General features: G+C 72.0%; 30 protein-coding genes. 13 read left to right on the forward strand and 17 right to left on the reverse strand.

What is annotated here, in order from left to right:
- Positions 1-97: 97 nt before the first annotated feature.
- The gene (locus FBZ33_RS04605; RefSeq protein ID WP_141908116.1) at positions 98-1,927 is read left to right on the forward strand and encodes a glycoside hydrolase family 15 protein; all 1,830 of its coding nucleotides are present in this window, start codon (positions 98-100) and stop codon (positions 1,925-1,927) included.
- Positions 1,928-1,942: 15 nt separating this feature from the next.
- Here the strand turns inward: FBZ33_RS04605 and FBZ33_RS04610 are convergent, their stop codons facing one another.
- On the reverse strand, positions 1,943-2,758 hold the full coding sequence (locus FBZ33_RS04610; RefSeq protein ID WP_221629527.1) for a DUF72 domain-containing protein: 816 nt from the start codon (positions 2,756-2,758) through the stop codon (positions 1,943-1,945).
- A gap of 117 nt (positions 2,759-2,875) precedes the next feature.
- On the opposite strand from FBZ33_RS04610, the gene FBZ33_RS04615 reads away from it, so the two are divergent.
- The gene (locus FBZ33_RS04615; RefSeq protein WP_141908118.1) at positions 2,876-3,892 is read left to right on the forward strand and encodes a glycosyltransferase; all 1,017 of its coding nucleotides are present in this window, start codon (positions 2,876-2,878) and stop codon (positions 3,890-3,892) included.
- A gap of 3 nt (positions 3,893-3,895) precedes the next feature.
- Here FBZ33_RS04615 and FBZ33_RS04620 read toward each other — a convergent pair whose 3' ends face one another.
- The gene (locus FBZ33_RS04620; protein WP_141908119.1) at positions 3,896-4,759 is read right to left on the reverse strand and encodes a sigma-70 family RNA polymerase sigma factor; all 864 of its coding nucleotides are present in this window, start codon (positions 4,757-4,759) and stop codon (positions 3,896-3,898) included.
- 151 nt (positions 4,760-4,910) lie between these two features.
- On the opposite strand from FBZ33_RS04620, the gene FBZ33_RS04625 reads away from it, so the two are divergent.
- From FBZ33_RS04625 to FBZ33_RS04635, 3 genes are all read left to right on the forward strand, one after another.
- Positions 4,911-5,375 (forward strand): carboxymuconolactone decarboxylase family protein, encoded by a 465-nt coding sequence (locus FBZ33_RS04625; protein ID WP_221629432.1) that lies wholly within the window; start codon positions 4,911-4,913, stop codon positions 5,373-5,375.
- Positions 5,376-5,520: 145 nt separating this feature from the next.
- Positions 5,521-6,267, forward strand: a complete 747-nt coding sequence (locus tag FBZ33_RS04630) for a Clp protease N-terminal domain-containing protein (protein ID WP_141908120.1) — start codon at positions 5,521-5,523, stop codon at positions 6,265-6,267.
- Between the two features lie 401 nt (positions 6,268-6,668).
- The gene (locus FBZ33_RS04635) at positions 6,669-7,130 is read left to right on the forward strand and encodes a hypothetical protein (protein WP_141908121.1); all 462 of its coding nucleotides are present in this window, start codon (positions 6,669-6,671) and stop codon (positions 7,128-7,130) included.
- Positions 7,131-7,141: 11 nt separating this feature from the next.
- Here FBZ33_RS04635 and FBZ33_RS04640 read toward each other — a convergent pair whose 3' ends face one another.
- The 4 genes from FBZ33_RS04640 to FBZ33_RS04655 all read right to left on the reverse strand — a co-directional run bounded on the left by FBZ33_RS04640 (position 7,142) and on the right by FBZ33_RS04655 (position 8,695).
- Complete coding sequence (locus tag FBZ33_RS04640; protein WP_088946497.1) at positions 7,142-7,660, reverse strand: hypothetical protein; 519 nt, start codon at positions 7,658-7,660, stop codon at positions 7,142-7,144.
- A gap of 106 nt (positions 7,661-7,766) precedes the next feature.
- Positions 7,767-8,186: a PIN domain nuclease gene (locus tag FBZ33_RS04645; RefSeq protein ID WP_221629433.1), complete on the reverse strand. Its 420-nt coding sequence runs from the start codon at positions 8,184-8,186 to the stop codon at positions 7,767-7,769.
- Complete coding sequence (locus tag FBZ33_RS04650; RefSeq protein WP_141908122.1) at positions 8,186-8,440, reverse strand: type II toxin-antitoxin system VapB family antitoxin; 255 nt, start codon at positions 8,438-8,440, stop codon at positions 8,186-8,188. Before FBZ33_RS04650 ends, FBZ33_RS04645 begins: the two co-directional genes overlap by 1 nt.
- A gap of 63 nt (positions 8,441-8,503) precedes the next feature.
- Positions 8,504-8,695, reverse strand: a complete 192-nt coding sequence (locus tag FBZ33_RS04655; protein WP_141908123.1) for a DNA repair protein — start codon at positions 8,693-8,695, stop codon at positions 8,504-8,506.
- Positions 8,696-8,866: 171 nt separating this feature from the next.
- Between FBZ33_RS04655 and FBZ33_RS04660 the strand changes: the two genes are divergently transcribed.
- A complete protein-coding gene (locus tag FBZ33_RS04660) occupies positions 8,867-9,529 on the forward strand; it encodes a GNAT family N-acetyltransferase (RefSeq protein WP_141908124.1) in 663 nt (220 codons plus the stop codon).
- 220 nt (positions 9,530-9,749) lie between these two features.
- Here FBZ33_RS04660 and FBZ33_RS04665 read toward each other — a convergent pair whose 3' ends face one another.
- The 4 genes from FBZ33_RS04665 to FBZ33_RS04680 form a co-directional block, all read right to left on the reverse strand.
- Positions 9,750-10,448, reverse strand: a complete 699-nt coding sequence (locus FBZ33_RS04665; RefSeq protein ID WP_141908125.1) for a TetR/AcrR family transcriptional regulator — start codon at positions 10,446-10,448, stop codon at positions 9,750-9,752.
- The gene (locus tag FBZ33_RS04670; RefSeq protein ID WP_185755212.1) at positions 10,411-10,905 is read right to left on the reverse strand and encodes a thiol-disulfide oxidoreductase DCC family protein; all 495 of its coding nucleotides are present in this window, start codon (positions 10,903-10,905) and stop codon (positions 10,411-10,413) included. The genes FBZ33_RS04665 and FBZ33_RS04670 overlap by 38 nt, the downstream gene beginning before the upstream one ends.
- Positions 10,902-11,471, reverse strand: a complete 570-nt coding sequence (locus tag FBZ33_RS04675; RefSeq protein WP_255508717.1) for a hypothetical protein — start codon at positions 11,469-11,471, stop codon at positions 10,902-10,904. Before FBZ33_RS04675 ends, FBZ33_RS04670 begins: the two co-directional genes overlap by 4 nt.
- A 134-nt stretch (positions 11,472-11,605) precedes the next feature.
- On the reverse strand, positions 11,606-13,060 hold the full coding sequence (locus FBZ33_RS04680) for a glycoside hydrolase family 3 N-terminal domain-containing protein (protein ID WP_141908126.1): 1,455 nt from the start codon (positions 13,058-13,060) through the stop codon (positions 11,606-11,608).
- Between the two features lie 168 nt (positions 13,061-13,228).
- Between FBZ33_RS04680 and FBZ33_RS04685 the strand changes: the two genes are divergently transcribed.
- Positions 13,229-14,404 carry an ROK family transcriptional regulator gene (locus FBZ33_RS04685; protein WP_141908127.1) on the forward strand — a complete coding sequence of 392 codons (1,176 nt, stop codon included), beginning with the start codon at positions 13,229-13,231 and terminating at the stop codon, positions 14,402-14,404.
- A 121-nt stretch (positions 14,405-14,525) separates the two neighbouring features.
- Here FBZ33_RS04685 and FBZ33_RS04690 read toward each other — a convergent pair whose 3' ends face one another.
- Together FBZ33_RS04690 and FBZ33_RS04695 are read right to left on the reverse strand one after the other, a co-directional pair.
- On the reverse strand, positions 14,526-15,539 hold the full coding sequence (locus tag FBZ33_RS04690) for an ABC transporter permease subunit (protein WP_141908128.1): 1,014 nt from the start codon (positions 15,537-15,539) through the stop codon (positions 14,526-14,528).
- The gene (locus FBZ33_RS04695; protein WP_141908129.1) at positions 15,536-16,537 is read right to left on the reverse strand and encodes an ABC transporter ATP-binding protein; all 1,002 of its coding nucleotides are present in this window, start codon (positions 16,535-16,537) and stop codon (positions 15,536-15,538) included. Before FBZ33_RS04695 ends, FBZ33_RS04690 begins: the two co-directional genes overlap by 4 nt.
- A gap of 119 nt (positions 16,538-16,656) precedes the next feature.
- On the opposite strand from FBZ33_RS04695, the gene FBZ33_RS04700 reads away from it, so the two are divergent.
- Together FBZ33_RS04700 and FBZ33_RS04705 are read left to right on the forward strand one after the other, a co-directional pair.
- The gene (locus FBZ33_RS04700) at positions 16,657-17,508 is read left to right on the forward strand and encodes an ABC transporter ATP-binding protein (RefSeq protein ID WP_099851030.1); all 852 of its coding nucleotides are present in this window, start codon (positions 16,657-16,659) and stop codon (positions 17,506-17,508) included.
- Between the two features lie 24 nt (positions 17,509-17,532).
- Positions 17,533-18,429 carry a ribokinase gene (locus FBZ33_RS04705; RefSeq protein WP_088946505.1) on the forward strand — a complete coding sequence of 299 codons (897 nt, stop codon included), beginning with the start codon at positions 17,533-17,535 and terminating at the stop codon, positions 18,427-18,429.
- 10 nt (positions 18,430-18,439) lie between these two features.
- Here FBZ33_RS04705 and FBZ33_RS04710 read toward each other — a convergent pair whose 3' ends face one another.
- Positions 18,440-19,465, reverse strand: coding sequence for a helix-turn-helix domain-containing protein (locus FBZ33_RS04710; RefSeq protein ID WP_141912416.1), 1,026 nt, complete (start codon positions 19,463-19,465; stop codon positions 18,440-18,442).
- A gap of 76 nt (positions 19,466-19,541) precedes the next feature.
- Here FBZ33_RS04710 and FBZ33_RS04715 point away from each other — a divergent pair, with 76 nt between their 5' ends.
- Complete coding sequence (locus FBZ33_RS04715) at positions 19,542-20,000, forward strand: rhodanese-like domain-containing protein (protein WP_141908130.1); 459 nt, start codon at positions 19,542-19,544, stop codon at positions 19,998-20,000.
- 25 nt (positions 20,001-20,025) lie between these two features.
- Here FBZ33_RS04715 and FBZ33_RS04720 read toward each other — a convergent pair whose 3' ends face one another.
- Positions 20,026-20,754, reverse strand: a complete 729-nt coding sequence (locus FBZ33_RS04720) for a hypothetical protein (RefSeq protein WP_088946507.1) — start codon at positions 20,752-20,754, stop codon at positions 20,026-20,028.
- A gap of 90 nt (positions 20,755-20,844) precedes the next feature.
- Between FBZ33_RS04720 and FBZ33_RS04725 the strand changes: the two genes are divergently transcribed.
- Positions 20,845-22,446, forward strand: a complete 1,602-nt coding sequence (locus tag FBZ33_RS04725; RefSeq protein ID WP_141908131.1) for a dienelactone hydrolase family protein — start codon at positions 20,845-20,847, stop codon at positions 22,444-22,446.
- A gap of 31 nt (positions 22,447-22,477) precedes the next feature.
- Here FBZ33_RS04725 and FBZ33_RS04730 read toward each other — a convergent pair whose 3' ends face one another.
- From FBZ33_RS04730 to FBZ33_RS04740, 3 genes are all read right to left on the reverse strand, one after another.
- Positions 22,478-22,849, reverse strand: coding sequence for a hypothetical protein (locus FBZ33_RS04730; RefSeq protein ID WP_141908132.1), 372 nt, complete (start codon positions 22,847-22,849; stop codon positions 22,478-22,480).
- Complete coding sequence (locus FBZ33_RS04735; RefSeq protein ID WP_088946510.1) at positions 22,846-23,325, reverse strand: DUF6232 family protein; 480 nt, start codon at positions 23,323-23,325, stop codon at positions 22,846-22,848. The genes FBZ33_RS04730 and FBZ33_RS04735 overlap by 4 nt, the downstream gene beginning before the upstream one ends.
- A 373-nt stretch (positions 23,326-23,698) precedes the next feature.
- Positions 23,699-24,178 carry a DUF6232 family protein gene (locus FBZ33_RS04740; RefSeq protein WP_099851039.1) on the reverse strand — a complete coding sequence of 160 codons (480 nt, stop codon included), beginning with the start codon at positions 24,176-24,178 and terminating at the stop codon, positions 23,699-23,701.
- 98 nt (positions 24,179-24,276) lie between these two features.
- Between FBZ33_RS04740 and FBZ33_RS04745 the strand changes: the two genes are divergently transcribed.
- Positions 24,277-25,050: an enoyl-CoA hydratase/isomerase family protein gene (locus FBZ33_RS04745; RefSeq protein WP_088946512.1), complete on the forward strand. Its 774-nt coding sequence runs from the start codon at positions 24,277-24,279 to the stop codon at positions 25,048-25,050.
- Positions 25,051-25,167: 117 nt separating this feature from the next.
- On the forward strand, positions 25,168-26,790 hold the full coding sequence (locus tag FBZ33_RS04750) for an acetolactate synthase (RefSeq protein WP_141908133.1): 1,623 nt from the start codon (positions 25,168-25,170) through the stop codon (positions 26,788-26,790).
- The last annotated feature ends 6 nt before the right edge of the window (positions 26,791-26,796 follow it).

The following is a 26,796-nucleotide window of genomic DNA, read 5'->3' on the forward strand; positions in this document are numbered from 1 at the left end:
TTCCGCAATGACCAGCGGGTTCGGAGGAGTTCGCGTGTAGCCTGCAACTTCCCCGGGTAGTCGCCGCCGTTGCCATCACGAGCGGCGGGGGACCAACGTGGAAGCGACGTATCCGGCGATCGAGGCGCATGGTCTGATCGGTGACCTGCAGACCGCCGCGCTGATCAGCGCGGACGGCGCGGTCGACTGGTTCTGTGCGCCCCGTTTCGACTCACCGAGCGTCTTCGCTGCGCTGCTCGACCATGACAAGGGCGGCCACTTCCGGCTCACGCCCGACGGCATCGACTACACGAGCAAGCAGCTCTACCTACCCGGTACGCCGATCCTGATCACCCGCTTCCACAGCGCGGACGGCGTGGGGGAGTTGTTGGACTTCATGCCCGTCACCGGCGAACGCGCCACCGACCAGCACCGGTTGATCCGGCTGGTGCGGATGGTCCGGGGGAGCATGCGGTTCCGCTTCGACTGCCGTCCACGGTTCAACTACGGGCGTGACCCGTACGAGCTTGAGGTGCACCCCGAGGGCGACGTTTTCCGGAGCCCGACGCTGACCCTCACCCTCGCCGCGTTCAAGGACTCGGAACGGAAATTCGACGCGACGGGGATCCGGCGGGACGCGGACGGCGTGTCCGCGTCGTTCACCCTGCACGCGGGTGACATCGGCGGGGTCGTCCTGGAGACGGCCTGCCCGCACGCGCCCCGCGCGATGAGCACCGAGGAGGCGTGCGACCTGCTCGCCGAGACCCGCGACTACTGGCGGCGGTGGGTGGGCGGCTCCCGCTACAAGGGCCGCTGGAGGGAGGTGGTCGAGCGGTCGGCGATGACGCTCAAACTGATGACGTACGCGCCGACCGGCGCCCTGGTCGCCGCACCGACCGCCGGGTTGCCGGAGCAGATCGGCGGGCAGCGGAACTGGGACTACCGCTACACCTGGGTCCGGGACGCGTCCTTCTCCGTGCACGCGCTGCTGCGGCTGGGCTTCACCGACGAGGCCCAGAAGTATCTGTTCTGGCTGAACGAGCGCATCCGCGAGGCCCGGGACGGCGGCCTGCCACTTCAGGTCATGTACCGGATCGACGGCTCACCGGACCTCAACGAGGAGGTGTTGGGTCACCTGGAGGGATACCGGGGCTCCTCTCCGGTGCGGATCGGAAACGGCGCGGCCGGCCAACTGCAACTCGACATCTACGGCGAGGCGCTCCTCTCGTTGGAACTCGCGGACCGGAGCGGGTTGATCCCGCCGTACGAGGGGTGGCAGAAGACGGCGGCTCTGGTGGACTGGCTCTGCGAGCACTGGGACCAGCCCGAGGACGGCATCTGGGAGACCCGGTCCGGCCGGCAGGACTTCACCTACGGGCGGGTGCTGTCCTGGGTCGCACTCGACCGTGCGATCCGCATCGCGCACCGCCGAGGGCGCCCAGGCGACACCGCCCGGTGGGCAACCGAACGGGACGCCATCTACCAGCAGGTCATGACCCGCGGGTTCAACCAGGAGCGTCGCGCGTTCGTGCAGCACTACGGGTCCGACATCCTGGACGCCTCGCTCCTGGCGATGCCCGGGCTGAACATCATCTCGCCGACCGACCCGATGTGGGAGCCGACGCTGCGGGCGATGGACGCCGAACTGGCCTCCGACAGCCTGGTCTACCGCTACGACCCGAAGGCCTCCCCGGACGGCCTCGCCGGCACCGAGGGCACCTTCAACATGTGCACCTTCTGGTACGTGCAGGCGCTTGCCCAGGCCGGTCGGCTCGACGACGCCCGGTTGACCTTCGAGAAGATGCTCACCTACGCCAGCCCGCTGGGTCTCTACTCCGAGGAGATCGCCCCGACCGGTGAGCAGATCGGCAACTTCCCGCAGGCGTTCAGCCATCTCTCGCTGATCAGCACCGCTGCCCACCTCGACGACCTGCTCGACAAGGAGTAGTGCTGACCCGCCCGGTCAGAACAGCGTCAGCGGCTCGACCGGGATCGGCTCGGGCAGCGCGTCCAGCTCGGGTACGCGTGCCCGTACCTCGTCGTGGAACCGGCGTGCGAGCACGGGCGCCTCGGCGTTGTCCGGGGTGTGGACGAACATCGTCGGTGAGCGGCCCTCCCGTAGCCAGGCCACCGTGACGTCGACCCAGCGTCGCCACCCCTCGACGGTGCGCATCGAGTCGTCACGGCCGAGGTAGCGGACGACCGGCCGGTCCGTCAGCGCCAGCGACCGCAGCGGCACCCGTGGCTTCTTTGTCCAGGCGTCCCGCTCCGCGTTGCTGGTCGGCGGGCTCGCGAAGAAGGCGGTCGTGTCGAAGGGGATCCATTCGGCGGACGCGGCGGTGAGGGTCGCCTCCAGCAGTCGGGTCGCGCGGTCGTCGGTGAAGAACGCGGGGTGGCGCACCTCCACCGCGTACCGGTGTGATCGGGGGAGTTGGGCCAGGAAGCGGGTCAGGGTCGCAACGTCGGCGGGACCGAACGAGCCGGGCAACTGGATCCAGAGAGCGTGAGCACGCGGGCCGAGCGGCTCGATCGCGTCCAGGAAGGCGCGCAACGGCTCGCCGACGTCGGTGAGCCGACGTTCGTGCGTGATGACCTTCGGAAGCTTGAGGACGAACCGGAATTCGGGTTCGGTCTGCGCGGCCCACGACTCCACGGTGTCCCGGGCCGGGGTCGCGTAGAACGTCGTGTTGCCCTCGACGGCGTCGCACCAGCTGCCGTAGTGCCGCAGGCGCTCCGCGGAGGGCAGCCGGTGACCCGGCCACGACCGGTGGCTCCACATCGCGCACCCTACGTGCAGACGCATGACCGCCCTTTCCGCCAGTGAACCGCGCCCTGACCGCAGCCACCGTATACGCGCCACCAGACGCGACCCGAGCGACGGGTAGCGTCCGGCGCCATGCGTGTGCTGTTCGCCAGTCTTGCGTCCGTCGGTCACACCTATCCGCTGATCCCGCTGGCGATCGCCGCCCGGGACGCCGGTCACGAGGTGCACTTCGCCGCCGGCCCGGCGGTGCACGCGCCGCTCGCCGCGAACGGCCTGCGGCCGTTCCGCCCCGGCGACGCCTTCTACGAGGTGTACGCCGAGGACCTGGAACCGGAGCTGGCGCGGCTCCGCCCCGACCTGGTGGTGCACGAGTGGGGGATGCCCGGGGCGGCCGTCGCCGCTCATCGGGCCGGCATCCCGGGCCTCTGGCACGGCTTCGGTCGGATGTTCCCCGACGGCATCGGCCTCGACCTTCCCACCCGCAACACCGAGGTCGTCGGCCGACCGCACCTCGACATCTGCCCGCCTTCGCTCCAGGACGCGAACTTCCTCGCCACCGAACGTCGGATCGAGCTGCGACCGGTCCCGTTCTCGACACCGACCCCGCTACCGGCGTGGGTGAGCCGTCGGACGTCCCGGCCGCTGATCTACCTGACCCTCGGTACGGCGTTCGGCACACCGGAGCTGCTCCGCACGGTCATCGCCGGTCTGGCGACGCTGGACGCGCAGGTGGTCGTCGCGGCGGGCCGGGTGCCTCCGGAGCAGCTTGGCGAGCTGCCCGACCACGTCACCGTGCACCCCTGGGTGTCGCAGGCGGAGCTGCTGCCGCTCGTAGACGTGGTGGTGCATCACGGGGGCAGCGGCACCACCCTCGGCGCGCTCGCGGGTGGCGTACCGCAGTTGATGCTGCCGCAGGGCGCCGACCAGTTCGCCAACGCCGTCGCGGTCAGTGCCGCCGGTGCCGGGCTGCGGCTCCTCCCCGATGACGTGACCGCGGGTGCCGTCGCCGAGCAGGCCCACTGGCTGCTGCCGCAGCACGGCAACGCCGCGCACCGCGACGCGGCCCGCGTGATCGCCGAGGAGATCGCCCGCATGCCCGCACCCGCCGCCGTCGCCCGCCGGCTACCGGAGTACGCCGAGACCGCTTGAATCTCAGTCCGCGAACAGCAGTGTCGCGAGCTGCGCCGGATCGGCCACCACCTCGATGCCGATGATCCGGTCGGTGACGATGAAGCTGATCGCGATCCGCCCGCCGCCGCCGAGTGCCACGACCGCACCGGGCAACCCGTCGACGTACGCCGGCACGGCCGCCTGGGCGCGGCCGTTGAAGAAGCCGGCGATGGTGGCCGAGCCGCGCGTCTCGGCGGCTGGCCCCAGGGTCGCGGCCACCGCGTCGGCGCGCATGACGACGTGCGGGTCCAGCAGACTGACCAGGTCATCGAAGCGGCCCTCGCGGGAGGCGGCGAGAAACGCCTCGACCACCCGCCGCTGGCGGGCGGGGTCGGCCTCCCGGACCGTCCCGTCCTGGTGCACCCTGCGTCGAGCCCGGCTGGCGATCTGGCGGACGGCGGTCGGGGTGCGGCCGACCACGGTGGCGATCTCCTCGAACGAGACCGCGAACATGTCGTGCAGTACGAACACGAACCGCTCGGTCGGCGCGAGGGTGTCGAGGACGACCAGGAGCGCTCGCCCGACCGACTCCGCCAGCAGGGCCTCCCGTTCCGGGTCGACCGGCCCGCCGCCCGTCGGGTCGGGCTCCGGGCCGGCGCTGTCCCACGGCTGCTCCGGCCGGGCGCTTCGCGTGCGCAGCCGGTCCAGACAGACCCGGCCGACGGTGGTCGTCAGCCAACCGGGCAGATTGTCGATGCCGGCGGCGTCCGCCCGGCTGAGCCGTAGCCAGGTGTCCTGGACGGCGTCCTCGGCCTCGCCGCCGGAGCCCAGCATCCGCTGGGCCACCGCCCGCAGCCGTGGCCGGTTCTCCTCGAAGCGTCGGGCCAACTGGTCGGCCTTGCTCATGACCTCTCCACCCCCGGACGCAGTTGAGTCGTCCTGTGACCGCCGCCACAACTGTCACGCCGTCGGCTCGCCCTGCGACATCCCAGTGACAGCAACCGGGACGTCGCGCCGCGACGAACGCCGGGCATCCTAACAGGACGGAACGACAGGCATGATCATCGAACCGCGCATCCAGAACCCCACCAACCTGCTGCCGGACGCCGTGAAGGCGATCAACCTGCTCTACAAGGCCGCGCATTCGGCCGGAGTGCCGGACAACACCCTGGAGCTGGTGCACCTGCGGGCCAGCCAGATCAACGGATGCAGCGCCTGCGTCGACGCGGGTGCCCGGAGTGCCCGGAAGGCCGGTGAGACCGAGGAGCGGTTGTTCGCGGTCGCCGTCTGGCGGGAGACCCCGTACTTCACCGAGGCCGAGCGGGCGGCGCTCGCGCTCGCGGAGGCCGCCACCCGGCTCGCCGACCGGGCCGACGCCGTGCCCGACGACATCTGGGCGGAGGCGGCCCGGCACTTCGGCGAGAAGGAGCTTGCCGCGATCGTGCTCTGGGTGGCCACCACCAACTTCTTCAACCGGATCAACGCCACCACCCGCCAGCCTGCCCCGCAGGCGTGGGGCTGACCAGGCCGTTGATACCCCGAGCGTGATCACTTGGTGCTCGGCAGTTGGCGCGGGCCCTCGCTGACTGCTGAGCGTCAAGTGATCATCCTTGAGCGGTCGTCAACTCAAGGTTGACGAAAGAAGGGCGTCAACTTATGGTTGACGCATGACGGATCCCAGCCAGATGAGCAACGCCCTGAAGCTCGACGACCTCATCCAGTCGATCAAAAAGCTGCACCCGGACGCACTCGACCAGCTCACCGACGCGGTGCTCGTCGCCGACCACCTCGGCGAGGTCGCCGACCACCTGATCGGGCACTTCGTCGACCAGGCCCGGCGCTCCGGCGCCTCCTGGACCGACATCGGCCGCAGCATGGGGGTCACCAAGCAGGCCGCCCAGAAGCGCTTCGTGCCCAAGGCGACCGATGCGCCGCTCGACCCGAACGACGGCTTCGGCCGGTTCACCCCCCGCGCCCGTAACGTGGTGATGGCCTCGCAGGAGGAGGCCCGTGCCAGCGGAAACGCCGAGATCGGCCCTGAGCACCTGGTGCTGGGCCTGCTCGCCGAGCCGGAGGGGCTCGCCGCCAGGGTGATGGCTGGTCGGGGTGCCGCTCCCGAGGCGGTGCGGGAGACGGTCGCCGCCGCCCTCCCGCCGCGAGCCGACCAGGTCCCGGCCCTCATCCCGTACGACGCGCGCGGCAAGAAGGCGTTGGAGCTGACCTTCCGGGAGGCGCTGCGCCTCGGGCACAACTACATCGGCACCGAGCACATCCTGCTCGCCCTGCTGGAGCAGGAGGACGGCACCGGTGTGCTCACCAACCTCGGCCTGACGAAGTCGTCGGTCGAGGCCGACCTCGCGACCGCCCTCGCCGCGGTGGTCAAGGCCGCCTCCACGGGCGGCGACGCCCAGTAACGGCACCAGGACCACCATTCCGCGCCGTCCCGCGAGTGTGAATGTCCTCGCTGGGGCGGCGTGGCGTTTCCCGCGCCTCAGGCGGCGTACGACGCAGTGCCGGCGTGGAATCGCTTGCCGACGGCGGGATCCGGGTTGTAAGTCCGGAAGGTTGTATATGCCGTCACGGGTCCGCGCGTCGAGCGGCCCTCACCTAGCCTCGGGTGGCCATGCGCACATCAACGTATGGCCATTCGTAGACGGGGGACCGAATTGAGAAATTCCTCAGTCAGTCTGTGCGGCGTGCTGTGGCGGCTGCCGTCGTGCTGACCGTGGCGGGCCGAATGTTCGCCGCGCCAGCGCATGCCGACCCACCGACTTCGGCTGGGCGAGAACTGCTGACCAGAGCAAGGGTCCGGGCGGTGGGCGTCCTGGTGACGCTCGCCGCCCTGGCGGGGCTGACCGCCTGCTCCCCGGCAGACAAGCCGGTGATTGCACTACGTGTGGTTGACGGGCAACCGGCTCTGGTCCTGGCGGAGTGTGCCGATTTCACTGCGGACCGGATAAGCGTCTACACCATCGGCGTCACGCCAGCCGCGAGTTGGACCATCGACCGTGACAGCGGCAGCGAGGTGACGAGTTTGACCCTTCTCGAGACTCCGCCGGATTGGCACCCGGCTGAGCAGACGCTCGTAGCCTTCGATCCGAACATCGAATACTCGGTTGCCGCCTACGGGAATCCGCGCAACGCCGTTCCCGTCCGGTTCACGTTGGCCGAGGTGACCGGGCTCGGGCCGGAGAAGGTTCTGGTCGGTGGGTCGGCCGGCAAACGGAAGGCGGTCACCGAGACCGCCTTCCGTGATCGGGCGAAGAAGACCTGCTGACGCGCGGTGGCTCAGGAAACGTCGGGGAAGCCGTAGCGTAGGGCGTGCTCCGGGTCGGCAGGGTCGATCTGGCGCACGCCCGCGTCGGCGAGGCGCTTGTTGACCTCGTCGAGCTGCTCGCGAACCAGTCGGGCCTCATCCTCGGTGACCCGTCCCCGGTGCGGCTTGCCGGCGTGCTCCAGCGTGCCGTAGTCGATCTTCTCGGTGCTCTTGCGGGCCTTGGGCGGGCGGACCCGCTCAGCGGTCTTCAACAGCTGCGCCATCGGCACGTCGGTGGCCATCGCGTCGAACTCACTGGCGGTCAACACCACCCGGCGGGGCTCGCCGCCGCCGTGCCGGTCGTGGATCTCCACCACCGCCACGTCCAGGGCGGCGTCGTCGAGGTTCTCCACCTCGGTCGGGGTGGCGTCCAACTGCACGGGCCCGGCGACCAGGTCCGGGTGCTCCAGCACGACGACGCGGACCACCTCGTCGTCCTGCTGTAGGACCGTGCCGCTGAAGTCGGAGACGTGGATCGTCTTCTTGCCCATGCGCGGAGCTTCTCCTGTCGTTGGCCGGATGGCGGACCACAAGAAATTACCCGACAGGTGTGCGAAAGCCCTCGCTGGACCTCCCCGGTGTGTCGCCCCGAGAACGTCAGAGGCTGCCTTTTGGTGCCACCCACTCGCTGGGCTGCCCGGTGACCGCGCTGATGCGGTCGTAGTCGGCGTCGTAGTGCAGAACGGTCGCGCCGTGCTCTTCAGCCGTGGCCGCGATGATCAGATCGGGCAGCCGAAAGTTACGGTGCTGGCTGTCAGCCGCGAGTAGGCGATGGACCGCCATGGCGCGGTCCATCGCCGCCGTCGACACATCCATCCAGCGACCGCTGCGTAGTGCCTGCCAGAGGATCTCGTACCCCTTTGGGTGGGGCGCGTTGTTGAGGTATTCCAGGCTGGTCATGTGGCAGGCTGCCAGCCGTCCCTCGCCTAGCAGCGTCTCGAAACGCCGCCGGACCGACGCGTGGCGGCCCTGCAGAACATAGACCGAGGTGTCCGCGAGGTAGATCCGACCGGCCATCAGGCTGCCTCGTCGTCGCGCGCCCGCTCGGCGAGCGTGTCCAGGTCGCGGCCACCGCCGTAGCGCCAGCCGTCGACGGACCCGGAGAAGTCCATCTCCACCTGGTCGAACGCGGCGACGATCTCGCGGGCCTGTCGGCGTACGGCGAACGCGTGCAGTGCGGCGTTGATGGTGGCCACCTTGGTGTCGGTGCCCAGCACTTCCCTCGCGGCATCCAACCACTCGTCGTTCACGTCCACGGTGATGCGAGTCATGACGCAGACCGTACACCAGATTTTGTGCTGATGACGCACCAATAAAGGCGGTAAATTGGTGTGTCAGTGGGTGTTCAGGCGGTGCCTGCCGGAGCTGCCGACGGACAGCTTGTTCAGCCTGGACCAGGAGAGGGTGCCGCGACCGACCGCCCGGGGGTTCCGGTAGCGCGGCTGGGGCGGGACGCCAACGCTCTCCGCTGCCCGCCAGAGTCGCTCGGGGTCCTGCTGATAGTGGTCGTTCGGCTGAATCGGCATGCGCTTACCGTCCCAAATAAAGGTGTCCAGGTATGGAAATACATATGACGGTCGATAGGTGAGGTTGGTTCCCCGGCGCTCGGCCGGCTCCGGCCCTGAAGTTTCGTCCGCCCGGCCCGGCCGCCCGGCGTACGGTGATCCACGACGGCCGGGGTGACGGGGGAGGTCTGCATGCTCGACCGGCGGCTCCAGCTGCACCTGGCCACCTGGCTCGGCCAGTGGCCGGCCGGGCCGGGGCTGCACGTGGTCGCCTCGCATCGGCGGGCCAGGCCGGCCTGGGACGGCCGACTGCGCCCCGCGCTCGCCGTGGACACCGGGCGGAGCGCAGTGCTCTCCGTGGCACCGGATCGGGTGGCGGCGATCCGCTCGCTGGTCCGGCGTACACCGGATCGGCTGCTCGCCGCGCTGCCGGAGGCCGTCGGGCTGCCCGACTGGTGCGTGCACGATGGCCCCTTCCGGTGGAGCGTGGCCCCCGCGCCGCTTCCCGACGTGGGGGAGTGGACCGAGCCGACGGCTCCCGGGTTGCCGCCCTGGCTGCGGCTCTTCGACCGGCAGGTGCTGGTGGTCCGCGACCCGGCCGGCAGCTACCTGGCCGGTGCCGGGATCAAACGGCATGACGCGTACGGGCACGAGCTGGCCATCGGCACCGCGCCTGCCGCCCGGGGTCGCGGCCTCGCCCGCCGACTCGTGGCGCAGGCGGCGCGGCGGGTCCTCGACGAGGGGGCGGTGCCGACGTACCTGCACGAGCGGGACAACCAGGCCTCCGCCCGGGTCGCTGACGCGGCCGGTTTCCCGGACCGGGGCTGGCGCGCCTACGGCGTCTATCCGCGCTGAGCTCACAACGGGCGCGGACCGTGGACCCCGGGCCGGATCCACGGTCCGCAACCTCCCCCCAGGCCCCGGTTCCGGGTGTGCCGGTCGCGCTCTGCACGGGCCGGGACATGTCGATCACGCTACGTATCGATCAGGCGCTCGGCAAGGGGCGAGCTGTCGGTTCGGAGTGTCGAAAAGCGGACTTGACCTGCTTCTTCGCGGTCGAGCGGTGCCGGCCGGCTCAGTGACGGAGCGTGCGAATCAGCTCGAGCACCTGTCGGGTCACCGGCCGCAGGACCCGGAGCCGGGACAGCGCCACGAGCCGGTCGACCAGTGGTACGGCTCCGTCGATCAGCTGGCGGGTCTTGGTCTGGCCCGGCGATCGGTCGTGCACCCAGTAGAGGATCACGCCCATGTACGCGAGCCAGAGCAGCTCGGGCAGCTGTGGGCGCAGCTCGGCGTCGACCTTGGCCGTCGAGCCCGTCAACACCTCGCCGAAGAGGTCGATGGCCGCCTCTCGGGGGCCGGAGGACTCCGCCGAGAAGGGGCTCAACGGGGAGGTGGGCTCCGCCGCCGTCTTGAAGAAGGTCGCCGCGAATTCGTGCGAGGGCGTCAACACGTCGATCCCCGCGTGCAGCACTCCGGCGAGCCGCGGACCGAACGCCTCCTCCCGGTCGAGCACGGGCTGCGCGGCGGCCCGGTGCTCGACCTGGGACTGGGCGTAGAACTCCTGGATCAGGTGGTCCTTGGAACCGAAGTAGTAGTAGGCGTTGCCGACGGCCACGCCGGCCTCCTGCGCGATCGCCCGCATGGTGGTCTGGGCGTAGCCGCGTTCGCGGAACAGCCGCATCGCGGTGTCCCGGATCAGCTGCCGGGTCTGCTCGCCTCGGGCGGTGGCAGGGTCACCCGCAGTGGTCGTCTGCGCAGGTTGCTCGGTCATCGGGGCCACCGTATCCCGCCGTTTCGTCGGTCGGCTCGGCCGACGGGTCGCGGATCCGTTCCCGGATCGCCGAGGCGGCGGCCACCGTCTGCCGGGCGAGGGGCAGCAGGGCCGGCCGGGCCAGCCGCTCGGCCATGGGCCGATGGTCGGCCAGTGCCCAGAGGCAGGCGAACCAGGCGCCGTCGCCCGCGTACACCTCGCCGGTGTCGGCGATCACGGTGAGGTCGCGCAGCGTCGCGTCGTGGTCCAGGCCGGGGAAGCGCCGCCGGGCCTCGGCGGACCCGGCCGGCACGAACTCCAGGGGTACGAGTTGGGCGCGGGACGACAACCAGCGGCGAGCGGCCCGGCAGAGCGGGCAGGCCGCATCGAACAGGACGGTGAACCCCCGCATCCCACCGCCGACGTGAGCGGTGGGGTCTGGGAGCCGGCCGACGCCGTCGGTCGGGGGCATGGTCATCGGGTCGGCGGGTTGCTCGTCGGTCCGGTGCCCGGCTGGGGTCCTGCCGGGTACGCGCCGGTCGGGTGGGGTCCTGCCGGGTACGCGCCGGTCGGGTGGGGTCCTGCCGGGTACGCGCCGACCAGCTGCGCCCCGGGTGGGGTGGGCGGCATGGGGAGTCGACCGATCGGGGCCAGCGGGGGGTGGGTGGCGAGCTGGCGGAGTCGGTTCCGGCGGTAGCGGCCGAGTGCGAAGACGTTGAAGAAGTGCAGCGCGCCGAGCACCAGCAGCACCAAGCCGATCTTGAGAGACAACTCCTCCATGGCCTGGCTGGTCGATTCCACCGGGTCGGGGTGCTTCATCGCCACCGTGACGTAGCCGAGGTTGAGCAGATAGAAGCCGACCACCAGGAGGCTGTTGACCGCTCGGGCGAGTCGTTCCTCGGCGAACACCTCCTCCAGGAAGACCTGCCCGTTGCGGGACAGTGCTCGAGCCACCCAGATGGTCAGGCCGACGCTGACCGCGAGGTAGATCACGTACATCCAGACCTTGATGTCCATGTGGACGCCCTTCTTGAACGTGTTCAACTACCAACGCCGTCAGACTAGGGCACATATTGAACATGTTCAAGAAGAGGCGACCAGTGACTGTGGACACTGAGGCGGACGCTGCGGCGCGCCGACCCGGCCGGGCCTGGAGCCCGGCCGGAAGACGCCGTGGCCTAGCCGGTCAGACCGAGCGCCTCGGCCGCCGCCCGACCGTTGGCGTGGCTCGCGCCGTACGTGGTGACGAAGGCGCGTACGCCCTGCGGGCGCCACTGTGCCGGCCACCCCATCTCCACCACGGTCACCGGATGCTGGGCGGCCAGGCCGGCGATCAGCTCGGGACCGCCGGGCAGCCGGTGCAGATGCCGCCCGACCAGCACGATGGGCCGGTCCCCGGCAAGCTCGCCCAGTCTCGACGGGTCGGTCTCGGTGGCGATCACCCGCAGCTCCTGCACCCCGCTCAGGTGTGGACCGAGACCCCACGGCACCCGACCCTCGGCGATCGTCGACTCGGTGTGCAGTTGCACCACCAGTGCTCGGTCCAGGCCGTTGAGCACGCCGTCCACCCGGACCGCGCGGCGCGCTGCCGCGTACCCCAGCTCGGTGTCGCTGGCGGCCGTCGACCCGACGGCGGCCCGGGTCCAGGCGGCGAGGTCGGCGGCCCGGCCGGCTGCCTCCTCGACCCGTGCGGTCGCCAACCGGCCGTCGGTGAGGGCGTCGACGATCTCGGCGGCGACCCGCTCGACGAGCTGGGCGTCGACCTTCGCGCCGATGCAGAGCAGGTCGGCGCCGGCGGCCAGGGCCCGGACCGCGGCCGGCCCGACGCCGCCGGCAGCCACCGCGGCGCCCTTCATCTCCAGGGCGTCGGTGATGACGGTGCCGGTGAAGCCGTACTCGGCGCGGAGCAGGTCGACCAGGACGGCCCGGCTGAAGGTGGCCGGGTCGGTGCCGGTCAGTGCGGGCACCCGGATGTGCGCGGTCATCACGGCGCGGGCCCCGGCGGCAACGACCGCCGCGAACGGCGGCAGGTCCCGCTGCCGCAGCAGGGCCAGCGGGGCGTCCACGGTGGGCAGCTCGTGGTGGGAGTCGGCGACGGTGGCACCGTGCCCGGGGAAGTGCTTGGCGCAGGCGGCGACGCCGGCGGCCTGCAACCCGGTCACGGCGGCGGCCGAGTGGGCGGCCACCCGCACCGGGTCCGCCCCGAAGGACCGGGTGCCGATCACCGGGTTGTCGTCGGCGGTGTTGACGTCCACCGTCGGGGCGAGGTTGACGGTGATGCCGAGCGCGGCCAGCTCGGCGCCGATCGACTGGTAGACCCGTCGGGTGAGCGCCACGTCGCCGATCGCGCCGAGGGCGGCATTGCCGGGGTACGGGCTGCCGGTGGCGTGTGCCAGCCGGGTCACGTCGCCACCCTCCTCGTCGATGGCGATCAGCGCGTCCGGCCGGCCGGCGCGCAGCGCGGCGGTGCTCGCCGCCACCTGCGCGGGGTCGTGCACGTTGGTGCCGAACAGGGTGTGCCCGGCCAGCCCGTCGGCCAGCAGGTCGACCGCCCAGTCCGGCGGGACGGGCCCCGGATACGCGGCCAGCAGCGTGCCGAGCGCCAGCCGGCGCAGTCCTGGATCCAGCCCCACGTGATCTCCCCCTTCGGTGCCCGGCGGGTACGGAACGTCGTACCGGTGGGGGTGTTCGCCCTGCCGAGTCGGCCGAGCGCCCCACCTTCGGGTGGCCGTTACGCTACGGCTACCCGTTCGCAGGTCGGTTTACAGTTAGCAAAGTTTACTAAAACTAGAGGACGTGTCATGAGTGCGACCCGGCTACCCGGCACCCCCCGCCTGTTGCGGGCGCTCAACGACCGTGCCGCGCTGGAGCTGCTCCTCGAACGCGGTCCGCTGACCCGGGCCCGGCTCGGCGAGCTGACCGGGCTGTCGAAGGTCACCGCCTCCCAGCTGGTCGAGCGGCTGGAGGAACGCGGCCTCGTCGCCCGGGTCGGCGAGCAGGCCGGCGGGCGGGGGCCGAACGCCCAGCTCTACGCCGTCCGTCCGAGCAGCGCGCACGTGGTCGGCGTCGACGTCGGACCGGATCGGGTGGTTGCCGCCTGCGCCGACATCACCGGCGCGGTCATCGGGCGGGTGGAGCAGTCGACCAGGGACACCGACGACCCGGTGGGCGTCGTGCACAACGCCGTGGTGCAGGCTGCCAGCAGCGCCCAGGCGCAGCTGAGCAGCGTACGGCGGATCGTGCTCGGCACGCCGGGCCTGGTCGATCCCGGCACCGGCGACATCACCTTCGCCTTCAACCTGCCGCGCTGGCACAGCGGCCTGCTCGCCGCGCTGCGCGACGACCTGGACACCCCGGTGGTCTTCGAGAACGACGTCAACCTGGCCGCGGTTGCCGAGGCGCAGTCCGGCGCCGCTCAGGGCCTGGCGGATTTCGTGCTGGTCTGGGTGGGAGCCGGTGTCGGCCTGGCGATCATGCTGGGCGGCCGGCTGCACCACGGCAGCAGCGGCGCGGCCGGTGAGATCGGCTACCTGCCGGTGCCCGGCGCGCCCATTCCGCGCGACGTCTCCCGTCGTGCCAAGCCGGCCTTCCAGCAGTTGGTCGGCGCGGACTCGGTGCGCGCGGTGGCCCGTGAGCACGGGTACCCGGACGCCGACGCCGCCGAGGCGGTCCGCGCGGCCGTCGCGGCCGGCGCCGACGGCGGCCCGATGCTCGACGAGTTGGCCCGCCGGCTCGCGCTCGGTGTGGCCAGCACCTGCGTGGTGCTCGACCCGCCGCTGGTCGTGCTTGCCGGCGAGGTGGGTCAGGCCGGCGGCGCCGCGCTCGCCGACCGGGTGCAGAACGAGGTCGCGGCGATCACCCTGGTGCAACCTCGGGTGGTGCCGACCGGGCTGACCGAGGAGCCGATCCTGCGCGGCGCGCTGCGCACCGCGCTGGACGCCGTGCGCGACGAGGTGTTCGGCTCCACCGTCGGCTGAGCCCGCTGCGGCGGTCACGTGAAGAAATATTTCACCGCCGGTCGGCCTGCTGCAAGCCCTTGCCGTCGACGCCCTGGTTTCACCGGGCCGCCCGTGCGTGGACGGACGGCCCGGCGAAACCTCAGATCAGGTCGCGTCGGCGGAACACGGCGAACGCCGCCGCGGTCACTCCGCCGGTGATGGCGAGCAGCACCAACAGCGACGGCCACCAGGTCAGCGTGTAGAAGCCCTCGCAGGTGCCAACGCTGTTGCCCGTGCAGATCCGTGGGTCGTAGAAACGCGCCTCGCCGTTCAGCCACGCGCCGATGTAGCTGGAGAGCATGAACAGGTCCGACTGCGGGGCATCGATGATCTCCAGGACCAGCCGGGCGCCCAACTCCCAGACCACCACATACGCGGCGAGCGCGCCGAGAGCCGCCGAGGTGTGCCGACCCAGCGTGGCGATCGCGAAGCCCGCCGCGGTGGTCAGCAGCACCAGCACCAGACCACGCCCGTGCAGCGCACCGAGCTCGCGCCAGAACTCACCGCTCAACTGGCTGGGCAGCCCGGCGGTCTGCCCGATCACCCAGAACGTCGCGAGGTAGGCCACCGACGCCAACAGGGCCAGGACCAGCACCGTGCCGAGCAGGGTGCCCAACTTGGCCCCGAGCACCGTCAACCGGCGTGGCCGCCAGAGCAGCAGGTTCACCACACCGCCGGAGTTCAGGTCAGCACCGATGTAGGAGGCACCGACCAGGAACCCGAACAGCACCAGGAACGCGATGAGGAAGAAGACCAGCGGCCGCGCCTGCTGGGCGAAGCTGAACACCCCCGGCAGGAAGTCGGCGGCGATCGGCAGCCGGGGCTGCCGGATCGGGTCGATCTCCGAGCAGTCGGCGGGGAGGTACAACCCGCTGTCCTCCGTCGGCAGCGAGCCGCCCTGGCGGGCCAGGCACTCCTGGTACGCGGTCTCCATGCTCTGCCGAGCCTCGGTGGCCTGCGCGCGCGCCGAGTTCAGCTCACTCGCACTCGGCTTGTGGGAACCCGCGAGGGTGGTCGCCGCCGTCACCGCGAACGCAAACGCCAGCAGGACGACCATGAGTTGCACGAAGCGACGGGCGGCCAGTCGCTCCAATTCGGCACGAACCAGGTTCACGCGTCCACTCCCCGATCGAGATCGATCACCGCATCGCCCTGACCGGCGTACGGCAGCGCCGAGTCGTCGACCTGGCGGGGCACCGACGGGTGCGCACCCGTCAGCTCAAGGAAGACGCTCTCCAGATCCGGCCGCAGCGGCGTCAGCTCGCCGACCCACAGCCCCTGCTCGCCGAGCACCCGGCTGATCACCGTCGGGTCGCTCGTTCCACTCACCACCAGTGCCTCACCGTCGACGACCGCCGTCAGCTGGGCCGCGTGCAGCAGCTCAGCGGCGCGCTCCGGGTCGGCCACCCGCACCAGGAACTCGTGCCGGTCGTAGCCCGCCAGCACCTCGTCCACCCGGCCGGTCGCCACCCGACGTCCCTGCGAAATGATCGTGACGTGGTCACAGATCAGCTGGATCTCACCCAGGATGTGGCTGGACACGAGCACTGTCACCCCGCTCGCCGCCAGTGACCGCATCAGGTCCCGCATCTCCCGGATGCCCGCCGGGTCCAACCCGTTCGCCGGCTCGTCCAGGATGAGCAACCGCGGGTCCATCAGCAGCGCAGACGCCACCGCGAGACGCTGCTTCATGCCCAGCGAGTAGCCCTTCACCCGCTCGTCGCCCCGATCGCGCAGGCCCACCAGCTCCAGCGCCTCGTCCACCCGCGAGACCGGTACGCCGCCGGCGCGGGCCAACAACCGCAGGGTGCGGTACCCGGTGAAGTTGCCGAAGAACTGCGGGCTCTCCACGATGGCACCCACCTGGCCCGCCACCCGGGGCAGCAGCTCCGGCGACGGCTCGCCCAGCACGCTCATCCGGCCGCTGTCGGCGCGTACCAGCCCGAGCAGGGCACGCAGGGTGGTGGTCTTGCCGGAACCGTTGGGGCCGAGGAAGCCGTGAACCTGGCCCGCCTCCACCAGCAGGTCGAACCCGTCCACCGCCACCCGCCGGCCGTTGCGCATGCTGTGGAAGGTCTTGCGCAGACCCTCGATCTCGATGACCGCGCTCATCCGCGCGGCTCCGTACCTCGACGGGGCATGGACCGTCCTCCGGACTTGGTGATCAACGACACGGCGCTTCACCCTATTGCCGAGGCGCCGCCCATGGGGGGCGCCCCGACGCTGCGTGGTTGGATGGAGCGGTGACTGACCTGATCCCCGGCGCTGCCGGCGCCGCGCCTGCCGCCGCTCCTGTGGACCCGGATCTGGTGGTCAGCCTCGACGGCGTCGGTGTACGCCGCTCTGGCACCGCCCTCCTCCAGGACCTGACCTGGCGGGTCGAGCTGGACGAGCGTTGGGTCGTGCTCGGCTCCAACGGCGCCGGCAAGACCACACTGCTCAACCTCGCCGCCGGCCGGCTGCACCCCACCACCGGTGTGGCGCACGTGCTCGGCGAGCGGATCGGCCGCACCGACGTCAACGAGCTGCGCACCCGCATCGGCCTGACCACCGCCGCGCTGGCCGAGCGACTGCCCGCCGACGAGCAGGTCAGCGACGTGGTGGTGACCGCCGCCTGGTCGGTGGTCGGCCGCTGGCGCGAAAGCTACGAGCGCGGCGACGTGGCGCGGGCGCTGGCCCTGCTCAGCCAACTCGGCGTCGGTGGCCTCGCCGAACGCCGTTACGGCACCCTCTCCGAGGGTGAACGCAAGCGGGTGCAGATCGCCCGTGCCCTGATGCCCGACCCGGAGCTGCTGCTGCTCGACGAGCCGGCCGCCGGCCTCGACCTGGGCGGTCGGGAGGACCTGGTCGCCCGACTGGCCGAGCTGGCGTACGACCCGGACGCCCCGGCGATGGTGCTGGTCACCCACCACGTCGAGGAGATCCCGCCGGGGTTCACCCACGCGCTGCTGCTGCGCGAGGGTGGCGTGGTCGCCCAGGGCCTGCTCGCCGAGACGCTGACCGGCGACAACCTCTCCAAGACCTTCGGCCTGCCGCTGGTGGTCGAGCGCCGGGGCGACCGCTACACGGCCCGGGCCGCCTGAGCGTCGGCCAGGGCGGAGACGACAGTGCCGCAGACCCGGGTTGCCGTGGTGGGCAGCGCCAACATGGACCTGGTCGCTATGGCACCCGCGCTGCCGCGACCGGGCGAGACCATGCTCGGCACCGACTTCGTGATGGTGCCCGGCGGTAAGGGCGCCAACCAGGCCGTCGCCGCGGTCAGGGCCGGAGCGTCCTGCGCCTTCCTCGGCGCGATCGGCTCGGACGCCTTCGGTGTCACCCTCCGGGCCCGCATCACCGCCGCCGGTGTGGACACCAGCCAGCTGCGCGTGGTCTACGGCACCTCCGGGGTTGCGCTGGTCATGGTCAACGCGCAGGGGGAGAACGCCATCATGGTGACCCCCGGCGCCAACGACGCGCTGGTCGGCCTCACCGAGGAGGAGTTGGCCACGGTGAGCGCCGCGGACGTCCTGGTCGCCCAACTGGAGATCCCGGTGCAGACCGTGACGGCCGCGGCGGTGGCCGCCCGCGCCGCCGGCACCCGGGTCATCCTCAACGCCGCACCGGCGCGGGACCTCCCACCCGAACTGCTCGCATCGGTGGACCTGCTGGTCGTCAACGAGGGCGAGGCGCAGGCACTTGCCGGCCGAGGCCGGGAGGAGCCCCGGGCGCTGCTCGACCTGGCCCCCCGGGCCGTGCTCACTCTCGGCGGCGAGGGCGCCTGGTACGTCGACCGCGACGGCGCCGAGGTGCACGTGCCGGCGGTACGCGTCGACGTGGTCGACTCCACCGCCGCCGGTGACGCGTTCACCGCCGCGCTGGCCGTCGGCTGGGGCGAGGGACGTGACCTGGTCGACGCGGTGCGCTGGGCGTCGGCGGCCGGCGCTGCCTGCGTACGCAAGCTCGGTGCGTCGGTGGCGCTCCCGCAACGCGCCGAGATCGACGAGCTGTACGCGCCGGTCTGATCCACCCGCGTCACGCCGGCCGGCCCGCGCCCGTCCGGAAGGCCCTGCGGTACGCCGACGGCGAGGTCAGCATGAGCCGACCGAAGTGGTGCCGGTAGGTGACCGGAGTGTCGAAACCCACCGAGCGGGAGACCTGCTCGACCGGGGCGTCCGTCTCCTCCAGCGGGGTGAGGCTGGCGCGGACCCGCTGGTCGATCAGCCAGCGGATCGGGCTGGTCCCGGTGGCCCGGGCGAAGTGCCGCAGGTAGGTGCGGGGCGACATGTGCGCCTGCCCGGCGAGCTGCGCCACGCTCAGCGGCTCGGCGAGATGGGCGAGCGCCCAGTCGATGCTGCCGGCGATCCGGTCGTCGTCCGGGTCGGCGGGCACCGGCGCCTCGACGAACTGGGCCTGCCCGCCGTCGCGGTGCGGCGGGATCACCAGCCGCCGGGCGACCGCGTTGGCGATCGCCGCGCCGTGGTCGCGCCGGACCACGTGGACGCAGAGGTCCAGCCCGGCGGCGCTGCCGGCGCTGGTGAGCAGGTCGCCGTCGTCGAGGTAGAGCACGTCCGGGTCCACCTCGATGAGTGGGTAGCGCCGCGCCAGCAGCTCGGCGTACTGCCAGTGGGTGGTGGCCCGCCGGCCGTCGAGCAGCCCGGCGCCGGCCAGCGCGAACGCGCCCGAGCAGATCGACATGATGCGGGCACCGCGTCGGTGCGCCCGGCGCAGCGCGGTCACCAGCTCGGGTGACGGGTCACCGGTCACGTCCGGCACGCCGGGCACGATCACCGTCCGCGCCTCCGCCAGCTCGGCCGGGCCGTACGGGGTGTGCAGGCTCGCCCCGCCGACCACCGGCACCGGCCCCGGCCGCTCGGCGCAGACCACCAGGTCGTACCAGTCGACGTCGAACTCGGGTCGGGGCAGCCCGAACACCTCGGTGACGATGCCGGTCTCGAACACCGACATTCCCGGGTACGCGAGCACTGCCACGCGGTGCGCGGCTGCCGGCCGTCGGGGCGTCGGCAGCAGGCGCGAGCCGGTGGTCGTGGTGGGCCGCATCGGCATGGCGGGATGTTAGCGCAGGACGTCGTCTCCGCCACTCGTTGCGGCCACGCGGACTGGCGAGGATCGGTGCATGACCTTCACCTTCGCCATTCCGCCGGCCGATCCGGCCACCGCCGTCGCCCACTTCCGCGCCCGCCTCAGCGTCGAGACCGACGTCAGCGACGTGCACGCCGACCTGTCTGCGCGTACGCCAGCTCTGGTGGTCGTCGACTCCCGGGGCGTGGCCGCGTGGACGCAGGGGCACCTGCCGGGCGCGGTGCACCTGCCCACCGCCGAGATCGCGACCCGCGCGGCGGAGCTGATCCCGTCCGGCTCGGCGGTGGTCACCTACTGCTGGGGGCCGGGCTGCAACGGCGCGACCCGCGCGGCGCTGGAGTTCGCCCTGCTCGGCTACCCGGTCAAGGAGATGCTCGGCGGGTTCGAGTACTGGGTACGCGAAGGGCTGCCGGTGGTGACGGAGACCGGGTTGACCCGGCGCCCGGTCGACGACCTGACCGCGCCGACCGCGACGATCACCTGCGACTGCTGATCCCCGCACGCACGCGGGGGAGGGCTCAGCCGACGGGCTCGTCGGCGAGCTTCTCGCCGCGTCGGCGCAGCATGCCCAGCCCGGGGATGCCGGCCACGGCGAGCTTGAGGTCGCGGGTCACGTCGAGCAGGTCGTGCAGGTCGGGCCCGACCCGGTCCAGTGTGGCCAGGATCGGCAGGATGTCGGCCGTCAGGTGTTGCTTGAGTTTGGGCAGCTCGTCGATCAGGTGGATCGCCGCGCTGATCTCCTCGTGGCTCAGCTCCTCGACGAACCTCGCCGCCATCGGCGCGGCCCGGCGCAGCGCCGGCTCGTACGCCGCCAGCAGCTCAGCCGCCGTGGCGGCGGCCTCCGTCGCGGTGCCCACGGTGACGGCGGCCCGGCCGGCCACGCCCTCGGCCTTGGCGACCACCGTGGCGGCGGTTCGGGCGACGCGGTCGGCGTCGGCGACCACCACGGCGGCGGCAGTGGCCACCTCGGTGGCGGTGTCGATGGCGGTGGTCGCGGCGGCGCTGATGACGGCCACCTCACGGACCGCCTCCTCGGCGTCGGTGAGCACCTGATCGGTCCGGTCCAGGGTCGTCTCGATGCGGTCGACCACGCCGTTGATCCGGGCCAGCAGCGCCTCCACCCCGTCCAGCACCGCGAACGCGCGGGCGGGCACGGCGGCGAACGAGGCGGCCGAGCCGAGTGCCTGGTCGAGAGCGGATCGGGTCAGACCGACCACGGCGGTCGGGGTGGGGAGGGGAATCGCCATGGGATCAAGTGTGCGTCGGCCGCACCACAACCGCCCGACGGGCCCGATCGGCGGGCGCTCGGGAGGGTCGCGCGGCGGTAGGGTGCCGGCATGTCGGCACCCTCGCCGCACCGCCCACCCCGCACCCGCACCGCCGTTCTGTTCGCCGTGTTGGCGGCGGTCGCCGCCGGGCTGGGCACGCTGGGGCTGGTCCGGGCGGACGCCGGCCTCACGGCCCGGCAGGTCACCGTCGGCGGGGTGCCGATGACCGAGGTACGCGCCGGTCCGCCGACGCCCGGCGTCCGGCGACCCGGTGTGGTGATCGCGCACGGCTTCGCCGGCTCGGCCCAGCTGATGCGCCCGATCGCCGACACCGTCGCCCGGCGCGGAGCGGTCGCGCTGCTGTTCGACTTCGCCGGACACGGTGCCAACCCGGCTCGGCTGCCCGGCGCGGGCTCAAACACGTCCGCCGCCACGCTCGACGCCGACCTGGACGCCGCCGTCGGCTACCTACGTTCCCGGCCGGACGTCGACGCGGACGGAATCGTCCTGGTGGGGCACTCGATGGGCGCCGGCGCCGTCACCCGGTACGCCACCGGCCATCCGGAGATCGCCCGGACCGTGGCGATCTCGCTGCCCGAGGCGGGCGAGCTGCCCCCGGGCCGGCCGACGGAGTTGCTGCTGATCGTGGGAGGCGCGGAGTTTCCGGCCTTCCGCAGGGCGGCCGACGACGCTGCCCGACGCGGCGCGTCAACGGGCCGGCGGTCGGCGGTCGTGGTGCCCGGCGTGGAGCACATCTCCGTGTTGTTCGCCGCGCGTACCCACCGGGAGATCGCCGACTGGCTGCCCGGCGGCGACGGCACCGCCCGGCCGCGACCGATCGCCCGGCTCGCCGGGGCGGCGTTGCTGATGTTCGCCTTCGGCATCGGCGTGGTCCCGCTGGCGGCCCTGCTCCTGCCGCGCAGGGCGACCGGCCGCCGACCGACCGACCCACCCGCCGGCCGGGAACCCGACGGCCCGGCGCCGACCGACAGTCCGGCGCTGTCGGGGGATCGGGTGCCGTTCGGTGGTCTGCTGTTGCTGTTCGGGTTGGCGGCGCTGGCGGCCGTCGTCGGCGCGGCCGTCGCCGCGGTGTTGCCGACGGCCCGTCTGCCGCTGGCGGTCGGCGGACACGTCGCCGGTTTCCTGCTGGTCACCGGCGTTCTGCTGGTCTCGGGTCAGCGCTGGCTGCCGGGCTGGTTCGGCGTATTTCAACCACCGCCCGGCACGCCCGTGTCGGCGTCCCGGCGGGCAACGGCACGGACCGCCGTCGCGACGCTGGCGTTGACGGGGTACGCCGTCCTCGCCGTTGCCCTGCCGATCCACCTTGGCCTGACCTCGGCGCTGCCGGTCGGCGCCCGCTGGTGGCTGCTCCCGCTGGTAGCGGGCGCCTGCCTGCTGTTCCTGCTGGGCGTCGAACTGGTCGCCGCCGGGCGGACGGGGCGACACCTGCTGGTCGTCGCGGTCACCGTTGTCGTGCTGACCGCATCGACGATGGTCGGTCTGGCACCCGGCTTCGTCGTGCTGGTGGTGCCGCTGTTCGCGCTGCTGCTCGGCTGGCAGGCAGCCTGGGCGACAGTGCTGCGCCGGTACGCCGGCCCGCGCTGGCTGCCGGCCGTGTTGGGCGCCGCACTGGTGGGCTGGCCGATCGCCACCACCCTGCCGCTGAGCTGACCGGCCTGCCGTCGAGCTGACCGGCCCGGAGCTACCGGCCGGCGCGGGCGACGCGTAGAGCCCACCAGATCAGGGGCACCTGCATCGGCACCCGGCCATACGCGATGGCCCGCTTCGTCGGACGGCGGTGCCGCCAGTCCACCGCCATCTTCACGTTGGCGGGCAGCACGGCCACGAAGAGAACGGCTGCGGCCCGACCGCCGGCCCGCCGGGTGGTCGGGTTGGCCACCGCCGCCGCCACTGCCAGCTCGGCGACCCCGCTGGCGTACGTCCAGAATCGGGCCGGGCCGGGCAGCACGTCCGGCACGATCGGGTCGTAGAAACCGGGGCGCACCAGGTGGGTGACGCCGGCCACGGCGAGCAGCCCGGCCAGCGCGGCGGCCTCGCGGCGGTTGCTCCTCAATGGTCCCCCTGCTGTTCGACGGCGCGCTGCACGGCCCGGTAGATCTGCCCGAACCGTAGCGCGTCCGGGGTGCGTAGCAGCAGGTCCTCCCGACCGTGGTGCTGCACCCACAACTCGTGCACATGGCTGCCGCGCTCGTAGGAGCGGTCCAGCCAACCCAACGGGATTTCCAGGAACGGCAGCGACACCAGGGCCCCCACCGCGCAGGCGGCGAGGATGATCAGCGCCAGCTTCCAGTTGCCCCGGTCCTGTGCGGACCAGGCCAGTGACAGCACGCAGACCACGGCGATCAGCGGCGGCAGCGATAGCAGCAGGACGAGGACACCGCGACCCAGCACCCGGCCGCGTACGGCGAGGGTCTTCTGCCCGCGCGCGTGCCACACGAACGTCACGTCGGACAGGGCGATCACGTGACCACCCGCCCGGATCGACTCGGAGGTCACCTGCACCGCGTCGTCCCGGTAATAGAGGGTCATCACTAAGCCTAACCACCGGCCGGCGGCTTCGCCTCCCTCGGACCGCCCCGCTCGACCTCGTCCCCAAGAGTCGACGGGGTCGAATCGAGGGGTCTGGAGTGATGCTTCGGTGTTCCTATGGACCTGAATCGTTTGCGACATCGCGCCTCGTCGCCCGCGCCGGATCTCCCGATCGCTGGATAACCGCACGGCCGCTCCGGGGCCTCGTCGGGACCGATTCGTCTGCGACATCAGCTCCAAAGGGCCCGCCGGTATACCGCCGCGCTCGCAGCGACCGGGCTGACGCAGGCGAGCGCGGGAGCGCGGGTCGCGCCGCTGGTCCCGCCGGCGGCGATCGGGCTGGCCGGGCGGCACGTGAACGGAACCCGGGTGGCTAGCGGCGGGTGACGGGGCGTGCCGGTTGGCTGTGCTCGACCGCGCGCTGCACCGCCCGGTAGATCTGCCCGAAGCGCAGCGCGTCGCCGGTGCGCAGCAGCCGCACCGGCTGACCGCGCCAGCGGGCCCAGATCTCCAGTTGGCGGCTGCCCCGGGAGTATGAGCGGTCCAGGTGTTCGAAGAGGAAGTCGGCGACAGGCCCGACGGCCAACCCGACCAGCACCGACGCGCCGACGATCGCGATCGTCACTGTCGGTGAGCGGTGCAGCCAGACGGCCACGCCGATGCCGAGCACCGCCGCGACCAGCGGACCGGCGAGTGCGGCACCGATCGCGCCCCGCCCGACGAGCACGCGCCACGAGCGGGTGCCCCGGCGGTGCCAGATCATGGTGATGTCGGCGAGCGCATAGGCGCGGCCGTCGACGCGGACGGTGGTGGAGGTGACCTGCACCGACCTGTCGTCGTAGTACGTCGTCATGGCTGGACTCCCGCCCACGGGGCTGACACCACACTACTTACCCAAACGAGCCGGGTCGTAAGGTTGGCACGCGACTTCGACGAGGAAGTGAGGGCAGCGTGGGCGAGTTCGTTCGGCTGGAGACCAAGGACGGCATCGGCACGATCCGGCTGGAGCGGCCGCCGATGAACGCGCTCAACACCCAGGTGCAGGAGGAGTTGCGCGCCGCCGCCGCGGCGGCCACCGCCGATCCTGAGGTCCGCGCCGTCATCGTGTACGGCGGGGAGAAGGTCTTCGCCGCTGGCGCCGACATCAAGCAGATGGCCGAGATGTCCTATGTCGACATGGCCGACCGTGCCGCGAATCTGTCCAGCGCGCTCGGTGCGATCGCCCGGATCCCCAAGCCGGTGGTCGCCGCGATCACCGGGTACGCCCTCGGTGGCGGCTGCGAGCTGGCGTTGGCCTGCGACTGGCGGGTCGTCGCCGAGGACGCCAAGCTCGGCCAGCCGGAGATCAAGCTGGGCATCATCCCCGGTGCCGGCGGCACGCAGCGGCTGGCCCGCCTCGTCGGCCCGGCCCGCGCCAAGGACCTGATCATGTCCGGCCGGATGGTGGACGCGCAGGAGGCACTGCGGATCGGTCTGGCCGACCGGGTCGCCCCGGCCGCCGAGGTGTACGACACGGCCGTCGCGCTGATCACCCCGTACCTGACGGGTCCCGTGCAGGCGCTGCGCGCGGCGAAGCTGGCGGTCGACGGCGGCCTGGACATGGACCTGAACTCGGGTCTGGCCTGGGAGAGTCAGCTCTTCGCGGCGCTGTTCGCGACCGACGACCGGCGTGAGGGCATGGCGGCCTTCGTCGAGAAGCGCAAGCCGGACTTCACCGGCCGCTGACCGGGTGGGGCCGGCGGCTCGTGCCGCCGGCCCCGACGGTGAGCCGAGAATTGTTCACATTGTGCCTACCGGCCAGTAGCGTGTGGCTTCGGTCATGAGCGACGAGAAGGAGCGGCGATGACGGAGCGGATCGAGGGTCACGGCGGCGAGTTGGCGCTCGCGGCACTACGCGCGCACGGCGTACGGGAGATGTTCACACTCTCCGGCGGGCACGTCTTCCCGCTCTACGACGCCGCGCACAAGACCGACTTCCCGATCTACGACGTCAGGCACGAGCAGTCCGCGGTCTTCGCAGCCGAGGCGGTGGCCAAGCTGCAGCGCCGGCCCGGTCTCGCCGTGCTCACCGCCGGGCCCGGTGTCACCAACGGCATCTCCGGCATGACCAGCGCCTTCTTCAACGCCTCGCCGGTGCTGGTGCTCGGTGGCCGCGCGCCCGCGTTCCGCTGGGGCTCCGGCAGCCTCCAGGAGATGGACCACCTGCCGCTGGTCGCCCCGGTCACCAAGCACGCCGAGACGGTGTTCAGCACCGACGACATCCCGCGCGCGGTGGGTGCGGCGCTGCACGCCGCGCTCACCCCGCACCGCGGCCCGGCCTTCCTCGACTTTCCTCTGGAGACGGTCTTCTCGGTCGCCGAGGTCGAGATGCCCGCCGTGACGGGCGTCGACCCGGTCGTACCGGACCCGGAGGAGGTCGGCCGCGCCGCGATGCTCATCGCCGCAGCGCAGCGACCGGTCATCATCGCCGGCTCCGACGTGTACGCGGGCGACGCGGTCGCCGCACTGCGCGAGGCGGCCGAGGCACTGCAGGTGCCGGTCTTCACCAACGGCATGGGGCGCGGTTCACTCCCGCCGGAGCACCCGCTCGCGTTCGCCAAGGCCCGCCGGGCCGCGCTCTCCGGCGCCGACGTGGTCGTGGTGGTGGGCACCCCGCTGGACTTCCGGCTCAGCTTCGGTGACTTCGGCGAGGCCAAGGTGGTGCACATCGTGGACGCGCCGAGCCAGCGGGCGACGCACGTGCAGCCGGCCGTCGCCCCCGCCGGCGACCTGCGTCTGATTCTCTCCGCGCTGGCCGACCACGCCGGCGACCGGACCGACCACTCCGACTGGATCGGCGACCTGCGGGTCGCCGAGGACGCGGCGAAGGCGCGGGACGCCGCGGAGATGGCCGCCGAGACCGACCCGATCCGCCCCGCCCGGATCTACGGCGAGCTGCGTCGGGTGCTGGCCCCCGACGCGATCACCATCGGCGACGGCGGTGACTTCGTGTCGTACGCCGGGCGTTACCTGGAGCCGGCCCAGCCCGGCACCTGGTTGGACCCGGGCCCGTACGGCTGCCTGGGCACCGGCATGGGCTACGCGATGGGTGCCCGGGTCAGTCACCCGGACCGGCAGATCTGCGTGCTGATGGGCGACGGCGCGGCCGGCTTCTCGCTGATGGATGTCGAGTCGCTGGCCCGTCAGAAGCTGCCGGTGGTGATCGTCGTCGGCAACAACGGCATCTGGGGGCTGGAGAAGCACCCGATGCGGGCCATGTACGGCTACGACGTGGCCGCCGACCTCCAGCCGGAGTTGCGGTACGACACGGTGGTCAGCGCACTCGGCGGTGCAGGGGAGACGGTCGCCAAGGCGGCCGACCTGGGCCCGGCCCTGAAGCGTGCGTTCGACGCTGGAGTGCCGTACCTGGTGAACGTGCTCACCGACCCGACCGACGCGTACCCCCGGTCGTCGAACCTGGCCTGAGTCGCA

Source organism: Micromonospora sp. A202 (assembly GCF_006715105.1).
Classification (GTDB): domain Bacteria; phylum Actinomycetota; class Actinomycetes; order Mycobacteriales; family Micromonosporaceae; genus Micromonospora; species Micromonospora zamorensis.